We start from the raw sequence: 14,758 nt of genomic DNA, 5'->3' as shown, positions 1-14,758 counted from the left end.
CGAATAATAGGCAGCTTTGATCGCTTTGGCAAGATTTTGTATCAATAAAGTCAGTAATTTTTTAGAGAGGGGACTTCGGTAGTTGATAATGATAGAAATTATTTATCGACCTAATTAAGAAATGCAAATGTACATTATCAGAGTAAGATGGTCGGATATATGGTATATTGTTCGCCACAATATCCGTGAGAAATGTTTTCAGAATTAGTAAAGAATATAGGTGTACGAATGAGTGTAATAGATACCATTAAAGAACAGCTTGAGAGTAATGATATTCTGCTTTACATGAAAGGGACGCCTCGTTTCCCTCAGTGTGGCTTTTCATCTCGTGCTTCTGAAGCAGTAATGGCTTGTGGCGAACGTTTTGCCTTTGTCAATATTTTGGAAAACCAAGAGATTCGTGCAGAGTTGCCAAAGTATGCTAATTGGCCAACCTTCCCACAGTTGTGGATTAAAGGTGAGTTAATTGGTGGTTGCGATATTATTTGTGAGATGGCAGAAAGCGGTGAGCTTGAAACCTTAATCAAAGAATCGGCAGCAAATTCAGAAGCAACGGATGCAGAATAAATTTTGAAGAAGGATGCGCTTGATTTTAAGGGCATCTTTTCTATCATATTATCCCTAACGCTAGATATCATTTAATGGAGATTTATTACAATGGGCGTACTTGTAGGTAAGCAGGCACCTGATTTCACCACAGCAGCTGTACTAGGTAACGGTGAGATTGTTGATTCTTATACACTGTCTGAAGCTATCAAAGGCAAAAAAGCGGTTGTTTTCTTCTATCCGCTTGATTTTACTTTTGTTTGTCCTTCTGAGCTATTGGCTTTCGATCACCGTATCGAAGAGTTTAAAAAGCGTAATGTAGAAGTGATCGGTGTTTCTATTGATTCTCATTTCTCACATAATGCTTGGCGTAATACGCCGGTTAACGAAGGCGGTATTGGGCCTGTTAACTACACATTGGTTGCTGATATGACGCATAGTATCTGCAAGGACTATGATGTTGAATCTGCTGGTGGTATGGCTTTCCGTGGTTCTTTCTTGATTGATGAAGATGGTTTAGTTCGTCATCAAGTAGTGAACGACCTGCCACTTGGCCGTAACGTTGATGAAATGCTACGTATGGTTGATGCGCTTGCGTTCCACCAGGAGCATGGTGAAGTTTGTCCAGCGGGCTGGAATCAAGGTGATAAAGGTATGGTTGCATCTCCTGAAGGTGTTGCTTCTTATCTTTCCGAAGAAGGCGATAAGCTGTAATTTTAGCGCTTTTATAAAAAAACCCGCTATTGCGGGTTTTTTTGTGTTTGATAGTAAAAGGGGGGGATTTATACGTGATGGTGGTTATTCGTAATCATCATAGTTATCGACCATGTCCCATCCGCCTAGCTCTTTCCAGCGGTTGACAATAATGCAAAAAAGCTCGGCAGTTTTGGTTGTGTCATAGAGTGCAGAATGGGCTTGTTTTCCATCGAAATCTATCCCCGCAACTTGGCAAGCTCTAGCTAATACTGTCTGGCCAAAGGCTAGTCCGCCTAGTGTGGCTGTGTCGAATGTAGAGAATGGATGGAATGGATTGCGTTTGATATCGGCACGATTAGACGCGGCATTGACAAAGCCTTGATCAAAAGAAGCATTATGGCCGACTAATACGGCACGTTTACAGTCATGAACTTTGATCGATTTGCGAACGGCTTTGAATATTTCTTCAAGTGCTTCGCGTTCGGGAACGGCTTCCCGATTTGGATCAAAAGGATCTATGCCTGTGAAATCAAGTGCAGATTGCTCAATGTTAGCGCCTTCAAAGGGATCAACTTGAGCTTCAAAGCTTTGGTCTATAATTAAAAAGCCATTTTCATCCATTGTGAGTGTTACTGCGGCAATTTCTAGTAGCGCATCAGTGCGGGCATTAAAACCTGCTGTCTCGACGTCTATAACAACAGGTAAAAATCCGCGGAAGCGGTTTGCCATGGGATGTTTTGTATCATGAAGGTTATTCAAGTGCTGCCCTTACTTGGCGAGGTTTCCGTTTAATCAGAGGTTATTCTAACAGTGTAATTGAAGTCACTCCAATTACCTCCTCAAGATAATGATGTTTTGGCCGAAAAGAAGTAGGTGTTGTTGTGTTTATTGAATTTCCTAGGCGGTTTATTCTGTGTTTGTTCGTTTAATTATTCCATTGATCATTTTTTTGTCTGCTTATTCTGTGCAGGCTATCACATTTCGCAGCTCGATTGATGATGCGAAATGGGACCTTGAAGCTTCAAAATTCAGTTGTCGTCTAAGTCAGCTTATTCCCTCGTTTGGTAGTGCTGTATTTGAACATGAGGCCGGTGAATCGGTGCGCTTTATCCTCAAGCCTACTGAAAATGTACATTTTGAAGATGGGGCGAAGCTCGTTGCAGAAGCATCACCTTGGCAGCCTGGAATTGCCCCTCGTTTTATTGGCTCTCTGAAGGCTGAAGAGGGCACCGGCTATCTGAATGTCAAGCCAGTGCATGCAAAAAATATGTTAGCAGCGCTTTATAAGGGAATGATGCCTACGTTTACTTCTAATCAGTGGTATGGCACAGAGGAGTCGCTCCGTGTCTCTGTATCTGCTGTAAATTTTCAATCTGCTTATTCTGATTATGTAGGGTGTACCGAAGGGCTGCTCCCTGTTAATTACCGCCAAGTTGCGCGTACTGCTATTTTGTTTCCTTCTTCTCAGTGGCGGTTGTCCGACGCTTCGCGCGAACGTTTGGATATGATTGCACTTTATGTGAAAAATGATGATAGCGTAAAAGCGATTTATGTTGATGGGCACTCAGATAGTATGGGGCGCCGTTTAATGAATCGTGATATGTCTAAACGTCGAGCGGAAGAGGTGACCGCTTATCTTATTAGTTTAGGTTTGGATCCGAATGCGATTACGACCCGTTATCATGGTGAGCGTTATCCCGTTGTTGAAAATAACACTAAGGCGAATCGTGATCGAAATCGTCGTGTGACAATTCGTTTAGAGCGAGATTAAAGCGGCCTGTTTGTTGTGATTCTATTGGTTTGAGTTGTAGTTGTTGCTTTCGAGCCGTTTCGTTACCAGCATAGTTTCTGCTATACTAGCGCGCTAAATTTGAATCATCCCTTTCAGTCGACTTCTCGGCTGAAACTGTTCGCAAGTTGGAGCTTGAGAATGTCCGAGATCAAAAAGGTCGTTCTGGCCTATTCCGGTGGATTAGACACGTCCGTAATTGTTCGTTGGTTACAAGATGAGTACAACGCAGAAGTTGTTACCTTTACTGCTGATTTAGGTCAGGGTGAAGAGGTTGAGCCTGCACGTGCTAAAGCCGAAGCGCTAGGTGTTAAAGAGATCTATATTGAAGATCTGCGTGAAGAGTTTGTACGTGATTTTGTATTCCCTATGTTCCGTGCTAATACGATTTATGAGGGCGAGTACTTATTAGGTACGTCTATAGCACGTCCGTTAATCGCAAAACGTTTGATTGAAATTGCGAATGAAACGGGTGCAGATGCTATCTCTCATGGTGCTACAGGTAAAGGTAACGATCAGGTTCGTTTTGAGTTAGGTGCTTATGCGCTTAAACCTGGCGTTCATGTGATTGCCCCTTGGCGTGAATGGGATTTGAATTCCCGTGAATCTTTGATGAATTATTGTGAAACGCACAATATTGAAGTTGATTACGCGAAAAGCAAGAAAAAGTCCCCTTACTCTATGGATGCTAACCTTCTTCATATCTCTTATGAAGGTGGTATCTTAGAAGACCCTTGGGCTGAAGCTGAAGAAGAGATGTGGCGTTGGTCTGTATCTCCTGAGAATGCTCCAGATCAGGCGACTTACCTTGAGTTGACCTATGAGAAAGGTGATATTGTTGCCATTAACGGTGAGGCAATGAGTCCAGCTACGGTTCTTGAATACCTGAACAAAGTAGGTGGCGAGAATGGTGTTGGGCGTTTAGATATTGTTGAAAACCGTTTTGTTGGCATGAAATCTCGCGGCTGTTATGAAACGCCGGGCGGTACCATCATGATGAAAGCGCATCGTGCGATTGAGTCTATTACTTTGGATCGTGAAGCGGCTCATCTTAAAGATGAATTGATGCCTAAGTATGCTAAAACTATTTATAACGGCTTCTGGTGGTCAGAAGAGCGTAAAATGATGCAGCAGCTTATTGATTACTCTCAGCGTGTCGTTAACGGTGATGTACGCGTTAAACTTTACAAGGGAGCTGTTGAGGTCGTTGGTCGTCGTTCTGATGACAGTCTTTTTGATGAAAGTATAGCAACATTTGAAGACGATGCAGGCTCTTACGATCAGAAAGATGCGGCAGGCTTTATTAAACTGAATGCACTACGTATGCGTATTGCAGCGAGTAAAGGACGTAATCTTTTAGAAGATTAAGTTGTTACTTACCCTTTTAAAAACCCCGTACTAGTCCTGCGGGGTTTTTTATTGTCCAGAGAGTCGCTTAAACTTTGATAATATCCTGATTTATATGCTACTTTTGCTGATACGTAATCTTTATGACGCCTATGGAAATTAATTACTCAGGAAAGTCGGCTCTCATTGTAGACAGTAAGCTTGAAGACCTTGGGACGCTGCGACAAATCCTGAGTCGTATAGGTGTGGGACAGATTCAGGTAGCTTCGTCGGTGAATATGGCGCTTAGTTTAATGAGGGAGTTTTCCTATGACCTCTGTTTTGCTGCCTACGATATGGGGAAAGGCGAAAAAAATGGTCTTCAGTTGTTACATGAGGCCAATGCTGAATATATTTTCCCATCATCGAGTGCGTACTTCCTTATTGTTGATCCTAAAGACGCAGAGCTTCTCTTTGGTTCTTTAGAAAACTCTCCAGATACCTACCTTTCTAAACCTTTTGATCAGGCTAAGATACGTCAACGTTTAGAAAAGTTATTACGAATAAAAGATGCCATTAAACCAATAGAGCAATTGTTGGATGAGGAGCATTTTGATGAGGTGATAGAAAAATCTGAAATACTGGCAAAACACTACCCTGGTTTAAATGTTGTGCTACAGCGTATTACGGGAATTGCTCTGATTCGTATGCGACGTTTTAGTCAAGCAAAGGCACTGTTTTTGATGTTGACTGAGAAGCGGTCCTTACCTTGGGCTGAGGTTGGGAAAGGGATTGCTTATTTTAATTTAGGTGAATATTCAGATGCATTATCATCGTTAAATAATGTGGTGAATCAGCAGTATATTTGCGTCGAGGCTTATACATGGTTGGCTCGAACCCATCAGATTAGGGGGGAGCTTGAATTGGCTGTCGCGTTGATGCGAAAAGCAGTGATGCTGCAACCGACTGTGCCTTCGTTGCAAGGGGAGCTAGCTGAACTTGCTAGTCAGACTGAGGAGTGGGAGATAGCTAAAGGGGCATACCAGCAAGCGGTACGTTATGCCCGTTATTCAATTTTTCAGTCGCCTAAATATTACTTTGGGCTTGTTCGGGCACTTATTCAAGCAAATACTCAGCGCTTAGCTGAGATAGAAGATGATGTTATAAGAATCCTTGAGGATGTTGTGCTGGACCACCCTGATAATCAAGAGGTAATGTTTCGAGCAAAATTGATTAACTGTGATTTTTTCCGAATGGAGTCTGATGCTTCTCGTTTACAGCAGATGTTGCAACAAACGTGGAATTTCTATTTAAGAATGGATTTAGATAGTCAGTGCAAGTGGCTAGATGTCATGGTTGATACCGCTAGTGATACAGGTTTTGATGACGAGGTGAAAAAGCGTCGTAAAGAATTGACTAGAAAAATGATTGAAATGGAGTGGGGTAAAGCTAATTATGCCGCAATGACGAGTTTTAGAAGTGGAGATTTAGATAGGGCATTCCAAATGTTCGGCCGTGCCCATGAGCTGCTCCCTAGTCATACAGGTATAGCACTTAACCTTGTGCAAGCGGGTATTGAAAAAGCGAAAAGAGGCGAGAGTGCTATTTGGATTTTGCTTTCTGTGCGCGATGTACTTTCAACGGTTAATTTTGGCGCGCTGCCCACGAAACAACAGCAGCGTTATAAGGTTCTGTTTAAGCGCTTTGTGGAGCAATATAATTTGCTGGTTCAGCCCGAAGAGATGCCTCGTAACGACCCTCTGAGTCAGGAGCTTTGATCAAGGCTAAACGTTAAATGGTTTCATCGTCATCTACAATTAAAAATGATGTTGATGTTTGGGTCTCCGAATCGCTTTCTTGTCTATTAAGGTTTCGAGCGAGTTTTCGGCTTAAGAGCTTTTTCTGCGCCATAGGAGGGAGGTCGGTAAACATAATGATGTTTTTATCGACAAGCACATCAATTAGATCTTCGAAGATACGAGATACTGCCGCATCGGATTGCTCTAAGAATTCTTCCGCAGAAAATTCGTTATCATTGATCGAGAGGAATGCTAGAACCTCTTTGTTTTTTATATCGACCGCTTCTGCTCCTGTTTGAAAGGTTTCAGAAAGGCTGATAATGCGTCCTTCTTCATTGCGTATGGCGTATAACATATTGATTTGCTACATTGGTTGGGTTTTAAAGCGTGGTTGTCATGCGCTTTTTTTTGAGTATCTCTCTCATATAAGGTTAAGGTCAAGGTAAATGAAAGCTGTTCAGGATCCTTTGCTCGGTTGTCTAGTTCATCTAAGTAAGCAAAATCATAAGCCTTCCACGCCTGAAGTGCTCTGTGAGGGCCTCCCTCTAGTTAATAATAAGTTAACGCCCAAACTCTTTGTGCGGGCGGCCAAACGAGCCGGTTTTGCTGCTCAAGTGTTGAAACGTTCACTCGATGATATCCCCCCAATGGTTCTTCCTGCCGTTTTGTTATTAGAAGGTGATAACGCCTGTGTTTTACAGGAGATTGATCAAGAAACTGGACAAGCGCTTATTGTGCAGCCTGAGAGTGGCGGTGAACATAAGGTAGATATTGAGCAGCTAAGAAATAGTTACCTTGGTTATGCTGTTTTTGTTCGTTTGGAATATCGCTTTCAGGAGCAAGTGTCAAAGCTGCTAGAGGGGCATAAAGGCCATTGGTTTTGGGGAACAATCAAGCGCTCATCTGCTATATATCGTGATGTTCTTATTGCCTCTTTTCTTATTAATCTATTTGTTATTGCCAATCCCCTGTTTGTTATGAATGTTTATGATCGTGTTGTACCTAACAATGCGATTGAAACATTATGGGTGTTGGCTATAGGTGTCTTCATTGTCTATTTGTTTGATTTTGGTTTGAAGATGCTACGTTCCTACTTTATTGAAATAGCAGGTAAAAAAGGTGATGTCATATTATCAGCCATCCTGTTTGAGAAGGTTCTGTCGTTAAAATATAGTGCATTACCTGCTTCGGTAGGCTCTTTTGCGAGTAACTTAAGAGAGTTTGATAGTATTAAGACCTTTTTAAGTTCTACGACTAATGTGGTTTTTATTGATCTGCCGTTCGCTATTTTGTTTTTAGTTGTTATTGGCTTTATTGGTGGCCCATTAGTCATTGTTCCATTGACAATAATTCCTTTGATTATTTTGTTTTCGTTTATTGTGCGTCCTTACCTTAGAGAGACTGTAGAAAAAACATTTGCATCTAATTCACAAAAGAATTCTACGCTGATTGAAAGCTTAACCGCGATGGAAACGGTAAAGACCCAGCGCGCCAGCTCGTCGATGCAATTGAGCTGGGAGCAAGCTGTAGGTTATATCGCTAAATGGAGTTTGAAGTCGCGGATGTTGTCGGCATTGGTCGTCAATTTTGCATCCTTTGCTCAGCAGCTGACATCGGTAGGTATTATCATTACCGGTGTCTATCTGATTAGTGAACGAGAGATTACGATGGGGGCTTTAGTTGCCTGCGTTATGTTATCAGGTCGGGCTATTGCGCCTATGAGCCAAGTGGCCAATTTAGTGATCTCTTACCATCAAGCTTCAACGGCGTTAAAAGGCTTGAATGAAATTATGGAAATGCCATCTGAGCGTTCAGAAAACCAGCAGTTTGTTTATCGTGATGAATTAAAAGGTGCAATTGAGTTTAAAAATGTAAGTTTTGCCTATCCGGGTGAGCAGCAAAAGGCTCTGGATAATGTGTCTTTTAATGTTAAAGCGGGTGAAAAGGTTGCACTGATTGGGCGTATAGGGTCGGGTAAGTCTAGTATCGAGAAATTAGTCCTTGGCTTATATGATGTGACAGAGGGTTCCGTCCGTATTGATGGCTTAGATATTAATCAAATCGATCCTGTTGATCTGCGTCGGAATTTTGGTTATATGCCACAAGATATTATGTTATTTGCAGGGAGTGTACGTGACAATATTGTGATTGGTTCCCCTCAGACTGAAGACTCTAGGCTGGTAGAGGTAGCTAATCTATCAGGCGTATCGGATATGGTGAATAGACATCCGCAAGGCTTTGATATGTCGGTTGGTGAGCGTGGCGCATCTCTTTCGGGAGGGCAGCGTCAGGCCGTCGCCGTAGCGAGGTCTTTAGTGCATGACCCTAATGTTTTGATTTTAGATGAGCCTACGGCATCGATGGATAATGCTTCAGAAGAGCATATTAAATCTATGTTGAAAAAATACACTGCAGATAAAACGATGTTAGTGGTTACGCATAAAATGTCATTACTTTCTTTAGTTGATCGAATCATAGTTATGGACTCGGGCAGAGTTGTTGCTGACGGCCCTAAAGATGTTGTTTTAGATGCCTTGAAGCAAGGGCGTCTTCAGGTGCAGAAATGAGTACTATGAATCACAATAAAAAAGATCTTTCGTATATGTCTAGTGTGAGCGAGGCGATTGTGGAGCAAGCACCAAGAGGCGCTAGTATTCTACTATGGGCAATGGTTCTTTTCGTTATTATCGCTATAGGTTGGGCAATGTGGGCTGAGCTCGATGAAATTACTCGAGGTGATGGAGAGATTATACCTTCAAGCCAACTCCAAATTATAAAAACGTTGGAAGGGGGAGCCGTATCAGAAATTTTGGTTAAAGAGGGGGGTATTGTTGAAAAAGGGCAAGTGCTTTTACGTATTGATGATGTCCGTTTCTCTAGTTCGTTAGAGGAAAATTTAGTTCGTCAGTATGAGCTTATTGCAAAAGCAGCACGCTTGAAAGCGGAAGCAGATAATGTGGCGTTTGTAAGTCCTAGTGACTTTCCGGGCAAGTATCAATCGATGGTTGAGCAAGAAAAATACCTTTATTCCACCCGTAAGGCTGAAATGCAAGCTGGTGTGGAAGGGCTAAAGCAGCAAATTGCTCAGCGAGGCCAAGAGTTAAAGGCTGCTAAATCTCAGGAGGGGCAACTTGCTCGGAGTTATAGTTTATTAAAGCGTGAACTTGATATAACTCGTCCTTTATTGAAAGAGGGGGTTATTTCCGAAGTAGAATTTTTGCGTTTGAAGCGTCAATTAAATGATCTACGAGGGGAGTTATCAGGTGTTCGGTTAAATATTCCTCGTATTGAATCAACCTTAAAAGAAACCAAGCAAAAATTAGGAGAGTTTGAGCTTCAGTATCGTAATGAGGCTCAAAAAGAGCTGAATGAAGTTAGTGCGGAAATATCTCGAATCACTCAAGCCTTGGCCGGTATGAATGATCGTATCGCAAAGGCTGAAGTAAAAGCTCCCGTGAAAGGGACAATTAAGCAGTTATTGGTTAACACTATTGACGGTGTTGTTCAGCCGGGTGATGAGTTATTAAATATTATTCCATGGGAAGACACATTGCTTGTTGAGGCGAGAATCAGGCCCTCGGATATTGCCAATATAGCACAAGGGCAAAAAGCCGTTATTAAAGTAACCGCTTATGATTTCTCGATTTATGGTGGCGTAGGTGCGGAGGTGGTTTTTGTCAGCCCTAGTACTATTCTAGATGAGGAGGGGGAGAGTTATTATCTTGTTCGTTTACAAACAGATCAGCCTTATATAGGCACGGCTTCAACTGAATTACCACTGATTGCAGGCATGACAGTAGGAGTTGATATCCTGACAGGAAAGAAAACGGTAATGGATTATTTATTAAAGCCGGTATTAAAAGCTAAAGAAAAAGCATTAACTGAACGTTGATTAAGATTTCTCTAATGGAAACAAAGGGTTGAGTTTAAAAGAAAACGTGTATTTAAATTATAGTCTAAGGATTACATCATGCATGTTTTTTTGTTATGAGGAGGGTGGGCGTTGTGGTAATTAGTTCTTTAGCTATAGAGCGAGCCTAAATACCTGAAGGTAAATCCGAGCGTCAGTCTAAAAAATTATAAAGCATGTTTATTGGGTGTGATTTAACAAAACCGGTTAAATAGGCTGATGCCACTCTGTATCGATATTATTATAAAATACTGGGGTGGCTAATGTGGATAGAGTAGTAAAAACAACTGGTTAAGCGCCTGATTATGGATTCAGTCAGCTTATGTTCAGTTATAAAAAGGATAATCGTAATAACAATAATAAAGTTATGGTTATTTGTCTTTATTTCGTTGTAATGTACTTGTTATCATTTCTTAAGTTTATAATTGGAGCGATGGATTCTAGTAATTATGCAGTTATTCTTCATTAGTAACCGACCGAAGGTTCTGGAACGTTGGTATCACCTATTAGGTGATTGGAGTCCTGAGACGGTTGGCGCAAATGAAGTAGCAGCTAAGTTGGCAAATGGTGGTCTTTTACTGATGCATTTAAGCTCAGTTAATGACATTGAAAGTCAGCTTGTATTTAGTTATAAAAAAAATAATCCTAAAAGTATTTTAATTGTATGTACGGATACGCCTAATGAAGAAGAGGGTGTTGAAGTGTTGCAGTTGGGTGCAAATGGTTATACCAACACGTATGTAACAGGTTCACTGCTTTTAGAAGTGGTGAAGACTGTACTCCGTGGTGATATTTGGGCTGGCCCCGAATTATTACAAAAGTTGCTTCGGCGGCTATTACGTAATTTGCCTGCATCAAATAGTAAAGTGGACACCGCAGAGTCTGTAGATTGTTTTGACGGATTAAGTAGTCGTGAGCAAGAGGTACTGTCAGTCTTAGTGACGGGTGCTAGTAATAAGGAAATTGCCCGCGAGCTTGACATTACTGAACGAACAGTTAAAGCCCACCTGAGTTCTATTTTTCAGAAAACAGGGCTTTCAGACAGAGTTTCGCTGGTCTTATTGGCCAGTAAATCGCCTTCTATGGCGGTTTAGCAGTAATGCGGTGGTGGCTACAAACTATTTATTAATGAAGGCGGAAGATTTATGTTTAGGTCAATAGTTGCTGGTGTGCTTATAGGAACAGTGAGTGCGGTTTCCTATTCAGCCTCTTTGGAGGAGGTTGTTACACAGGGGTTATCACTCAACCCCAGTGTAAAACAAGCAATTAATTATCGTAATTCGGTGTACCAAGAAGTTAGGCAAGCCAAAGGAGGCTATCTGCCTACTGTCGATGTGTCAGCTGGTTATGGTTACGAATGGACAAATAACACGACTACCGGTGCTAACGGTTTGGACGATGTTGAATTAAAAAGGGGCGAGGGCGCTCTAAGCATCCGTCAAATGCTTTTTGATGGTTTTGCTACGGAAAGCGAAGTTAATCGTCAAAAAGCTCGCGCGTTGTCGGCTGATAAACGCCTGATTGAAACAGCTGAATCTTATGCGTTAGATGCCACTCGCGCTTATATTGAATTGAATCGTCGCAATGTTCTTTTTCAACAAGCTAAAGAAACCTTATTTAATCACGTTAAAATTTACGATCGAATTAAGCGCCGTTCCGAGTCTGGTTTAGGTGCGTTAGCTTCTATTCAGCAGGCTGAAGGTCGTCTAGCTTTAGCTGAAGTTAACGTATTGGCAGCTGAAAACAACTTATTGGATGCCAAGGCTAACTTTCAGCGGGTGGTAGGCGTTGCGGCTCCTGAAGAGATTATTTACCCTGAAGCGGCGAATATAACTATTCCTGAAACTGTTGTAGAAGCTACCGAGATGGCGATGAGTAATCATCCGACACTTCAAGTGGCTGAAGCTGACACGATGGCCGCCGTCGCTCAGTATAATGCAGCCAAACGTAATTATTATCCTCGCGTTGATTTTGAAGTAGACCGTACATGGAATAATGATTTAGATGGCGTTGATGGTATGAATGAAGACCTAACCGCTATGATTCGTATGAGTTATAATTTATACAATGGTGGCGCTGATCAGGCGAAAGTGCGTCAAACCCAGCACCAGATTGAGGAAGCAAAAGCAGTTCAGAGTAATGCTCACCGTGAGGTTATGCAGAGTGTTGAGTTGTCGTGGAATGCTTTTTCTATTTTAAGTCGCCAAGTTCCTTATTTAGAACAGCATGTTGCCTCAAGCCAAGAGACGCGTAATTCATATCTAAAGCAGTTCAATATTGGTCAGCGTTCATTATTGGATCTATTGGATACTGAAAATGAGGTGTTTTCATCGAAAAACGATCTTACTAATGCGTTGCATGATCAATTAGTAGCTAAGTATCGTGTCGTTAATGGTATGGGTACGCTATTGGATAGCTTTAATCTTTCGTTACCCGAACCTAATTTGGGTGATGTAGAACCAAAAGATCAGTTAGCTGACGCTAAATAAATGAATAAATAAAGGCTAATAGAATTGTTCTATTATTGAAAAAGGTGTGTGAAGTTCATTACAATCACTCCCTAACCTTATTGTTTGAAAAAGGGTTGCCATTGGCAGCCCTTTTTTCTTTATGTGAAGTGCCAAAATGAAAGCTCATAAAATTAGCCAAGCCCCAATCCCAATGCGAACTGTTGGCCCTATTAAGATTAGTGGCCCTGTATTGGATGAAAAAATATCGGTGCCGTTGGCGACCTATGAAACACCGCTTTGGCCTTCTGTGGGTCGAGGAGCGCGGATCTCTGTATTAACTGAGGGAATTAAAACAACGGTAATTGATGAGCGTATGAGTCGCTCAATTCTCTTGGAAGCGGATGATGCCTGTGAAGCATTAAAAGCGTTGAGCTCAATTAAGGCTAGAATGGATGATATTAACGCTGTGGTGGCAACCAGCAGTCGTTTTGCAAAGCTGATAGATATGAATAGCCAGATTGTGGCGAATATGATCTACCTGCGGTTAGAGTTTACCACTGGGGATGCGTCGGGCCATAATATGGTAACTAATGCAGCGGATAAGATTATTCCTTGGATACTCAATGAATATCCCCAGCTACGGTATTCATCCATATCGGGTAACTATTGCTCAGATAAAAAAGCAACTGCGGTGAATGGTATTCTTGGCCGAGGCAAGTATGTTGTATGTGAAATTCTAATCTCACGTGAGCTCTGTGAACGGCGTTTAAAGACGACACCTGAGAAAGTGGTTGATCTTAATATTAAGAAAAACCTAATAGGTACTATGGTGGCCGGTGGTTTGCGGAGTGCTAATGCCCATTTTGCTAATATGCTATTAGCATTCTATTTGGCAACAGGTCAGGATGCCGCGAATATTATTGAAGGCTCTCAAGGGATAGTGCATGCAGAGGTGAGGGGGGATGATCTTTATTTTTCCTGTACTTTACCTAATCTAATAATGGGTTCTGTGGGGAATGGTAAAGGGATTGATTTTGTAGAAGATAATCTTGCGATGCTGGGCTGTAAAGAAGACAGGGCGCCAGGTGAAAATGCGCGTCGTTTAGCGGCTATTTGTGCCGCGACGGTGTTGTGTGGTGAGCTTTCTTTATTGGCGGCACAGACAAATCCAGGTGAGCTTATGGAAGCGCATCTTAAGTTGGAGCGATAATGACGGATCTAACCAATGACCGTAAACTTGAGCATATTCGAGCTATTGAGAATGATCCTTTAACCGATCGTTCAGGTCATTATTTTGATCAGATCAAACTGATGCATCGAGCTCTTCCTGAGATAGCGTTGGGGAAGGTAGATAGCTCCTGTGATTTCCTTGGAAAAAAGCTGAGCTTTCCTATGTTGATCTCATCAATGACCGGTGGAGATCATCAGCTTGTTAAACAGGTGAATCAGAATTTAGCTAAGGCGGCCCAAGTCTGCGGTGTTGCAATGGCTGTGGGTTCTCAGCGGGTGATGTTTACCGCGCCTTCCGCAAGAGCGAGTTTCCAATTACGAGATTTTGCCCCTGATGTGCCGTTGATTAGTAATATTGGTGCAGTACAACTGAATTGTGGTATGTCTGGTGAACAGGTCCAAGATGCGATCGATTGCTTGCAGGCTGATGGGCTTTATCTGCATTTGAACCCTTTACAAGAAGCGGTTCAGCCTGAAGGCGATACGGACTTTTCTAACTTAGGTAGTGCCATTGCCGAATTAGTTAACAAGTTGGATATCCCGGTACTTTTGAAAGAGGTGGGTAGTGGTTTGTCTCCAGCGGATATTGAGATTGGTCTGCAGGCCGGTATATCTATCTTTGATGTGGCAGGGAGCGGTGGTACCTCATGGAGTCGCATTGAACATCATCGTCGTCAAGACAGTAGTGACTTAGGGTTGAAGTTTCAAGACTGGGGTATTTCTACGCCAATGGCGCTGAAAATGGCAAATCCTTATACCGATCGTGCCACATTAGTTTCAAGTGGTGGCTTAAGGGATGGGATTGATATGGTTAAATCTGTTATACTCGGCGCCTCAATATGTGGCATGGCCGCTCCATTGCTGAAACCGGCGATGGAATCAAGCGAAGCGGTTGTCGCAGAAATAGAAAAAATTAAAACAGAATTCAGAACTGCTATGTTTCTGCTTGGTGCTCGGGATGTTGCCGCTTTATTTAATAACCCAGCCCATATTTTAGAAGCGCGTTAGGATC

Annotated in this window: 13 protein-coding genes; 11 read left to right on the top strand and 2 right to left on the bottom strand. The window is 42.1% G+C overall.

Annotated elements, in window-relative coordinates; translation table 11 throughout:
- The first annotated feature begins 228 nt into the window (after positions 1-228).
- Both grxD and ACOQOE_RS13975 read left to right on the top strand, forming a co-directional pair.
- Complete coding sequence (gene grxD, locus ACOQOE_RS13980; protein WP_067866374.1) at positions 229-567, top strand: Grx4 family monothiol glutaredoxin; 339 nt, start codon at positions 229-231, stop codon at positions 565-567.
- A gap of 90 nt (positions 568-657) precedes the next feature.
- Entirely contained in the window at positions 658-1,260 is a 603-nt protein-coding gene (locus tag ACOQOE_RS13975; RefSeq protein ID WP_067866372.1) for a peroxiredoxin, read from the top strand.
- An 84-nt stretch (positions 1,261-1,344) separates the two neighbouring features.
- Here ACOQOE_RS13975 and rnt read toward each other — a convergent pair whose 3' ends face one another.
- A complete protein-coding gene (gene rnt, locus ACOQOE_RS13970; protein ID WP_067866445.1) occupies positions 1,345-1,971 on the bottom strand; it encodes a ribonuclease T in 627 nt (208 codons plus the stop codon).
- 184 nt (positions 1,972-2,155) lie between these two features.
- On the opposite strand from rnt, the gene ACOQOE_RS13965 reads away from it, so the two are divergent.
- The 3 genes from ACOQOE_RS13965 (at position 2,156) to ACOQOE_RS13955 (ending at position 6,135) form a co-directional block, all read left to right on the top strand.
- On the top strand, positions 2,156-3,013 hold the full coding sequence (locus ACOQOE_RS13965; RefSeq protein WP_420554298.1) for a flagellar protein MotY: 858 nt from the start codon (positions 2,156-2,158) through the stop codon (positions 3,011-3,013).
- 159 nt (positions 3,014-3,172) lie between these two features.
- A complete protein-coding gene (locus tag ACOQOE_RS13960; RefSeq protein WP_067866368.1) occupies positions 3,173-4,399 on the top strand; it encodes an argininosuccinate synthase in 1,227 nt (408 codons plus the stop codon).
- Between the two features lie 122 nt (positions 4,400-4,521).
- Positions 4,522-6,135 (top strand): tetratricopeptide repeat protein, encoded by a 1,614-nt coding sequence (locus tag ACOQOE_RS13955; protein ID WP_082792399.1) that lies wholly within the window; start codon positions 4,522-4,524, stop codon positions 6,133-6,135.
- Positions 6,136-6,148: 13 nt separating this feature from the next.
- Here the strand turns inward: ACOQOE_RS13955 and ACOQOE_RS13950 are convergent, their stop codons facing one another.
- Positions 6,149-6,511 (bottom strand): hypothetical protein, encoded by a 363-nt coding sequence (locus ACOQOE_RS13950; protein ID WP_067866364.1) that lies wholly within the window; start codon positions 6,509-6,511, stop codon positions 6,149-6,151.
- Positions 6,512-6,602: 91 nt separating this feature from the next.
- On the opposite strand from ACOQOE_RS13950, the gene ACOQOE_RS13945 reads away from it, so the two are divergent.
- The 6 genes from ACOQOE_RS13945 to fni all read left to right on the top strand — a co-directional run bounded on the left by ACOQOE_RS13945 (position 6,603) and on the right by fni (position 14,754).
- The gene (locus ACOQOE_RS13945; RefSeq protein ID WP_420554297.1) at positions 6,603-8,723 is read left to right on the top strand and encodes a type I secretion system permease/ATPase; all 2,121 of its coding nucleotides are present in this window, start codon (positions 6,603-6,605) and stop codon (positions 8,721-8,723) included.
- Positions 8,720-10,048: an HlyD family type I secretion periplasmic adaptor subunit gene (locus ACOQOE_RS13940; protein ID WP_420554296.1), complete on the top strand. Its 1,329-nt coding sequence runs from the start codon at positions 8,720-8,722 to the stop codon at positions 10,046-10,048. Before ACOQOE_RS13945 ends, ACOQOE_RS13940 begins: the two co-directional genes overlap by 4 nt.
- Before the next feature lie 467 nt (positions 10,049-10,515).
- Positions 10,516-11,160 (top strand): helix-turn-helix domain-containing protein, encoded by a 645-nt coding sequence (locus tag ACOQOE_RS13935; RefSeq protein ID WP_420554295.1) that lies wholly within the window; start codon positions 10,516-10,518, stop codon positions 11,158-11,160.
- Positions 11,161-11,211: 51 nt separating this feature from the next.
- Positions 11,212-12,555 carry a TolC family outer membrane protein gene (locus ACOQOE_RS13930; RefSeq protein ID WP_420554294.1) on the top strand — a complete coding sequence of 448 codons (1,344 nt, stop codon included), beginning with the start codon at positions 11,212-11,214 and terminating at the stop codon, positions 12,553-12,555.
- Between the two features lie 136 nt (positions 12,556-12,691).
- On the top strand, positions 12,692-13,726 hold the full coding sequence (locus tag ACOQOE_RS13925) for a hydroxymethylglutaryl-CoA reductase (RefSeq protein WP_067866357.1): 1,035 nt from the start codon (positions 12,692-12,694) through the stop codon (positions 13,724-13,726).
- Positions 13,726-14,754 carry a type 2 isopentenyl-diphosphate Delta-isomerase gene (gene fni, locus ACOQOE_RS13920; RefSeq protein ID WP_067866355.1) on the top strand — a complete coding sequence of 343 codons (1,029 nt, stop codon included), beginning with the start codon at positions 13,726-13,728 and terminating at the stop codon, positions 14,752-14,754. The genes ACOQOE_RS13925 and fni overlap by 1 nt, the downstream gene beginning before the upstream one ends.
- Positions 14,755-14,758: the final 4 nt, after the last annotated feature.

Origin of the sequence: Neptuniibacter marinus, assembly GCF_965223595.1 — a bacterium.
Taxonomy (GTDB): Bacteria; Pseudomonadota; Gammaproteobacteria; order Pseudomonadales; family Balneatricaceae; genus Neptuniibacter; species Neptuniibacter marinus.
The sequence above is the reverse complement of the archived record's forward strand: the minus strand, read 5'-3'. Positions and strand labels throughout refer to the sequence as shown.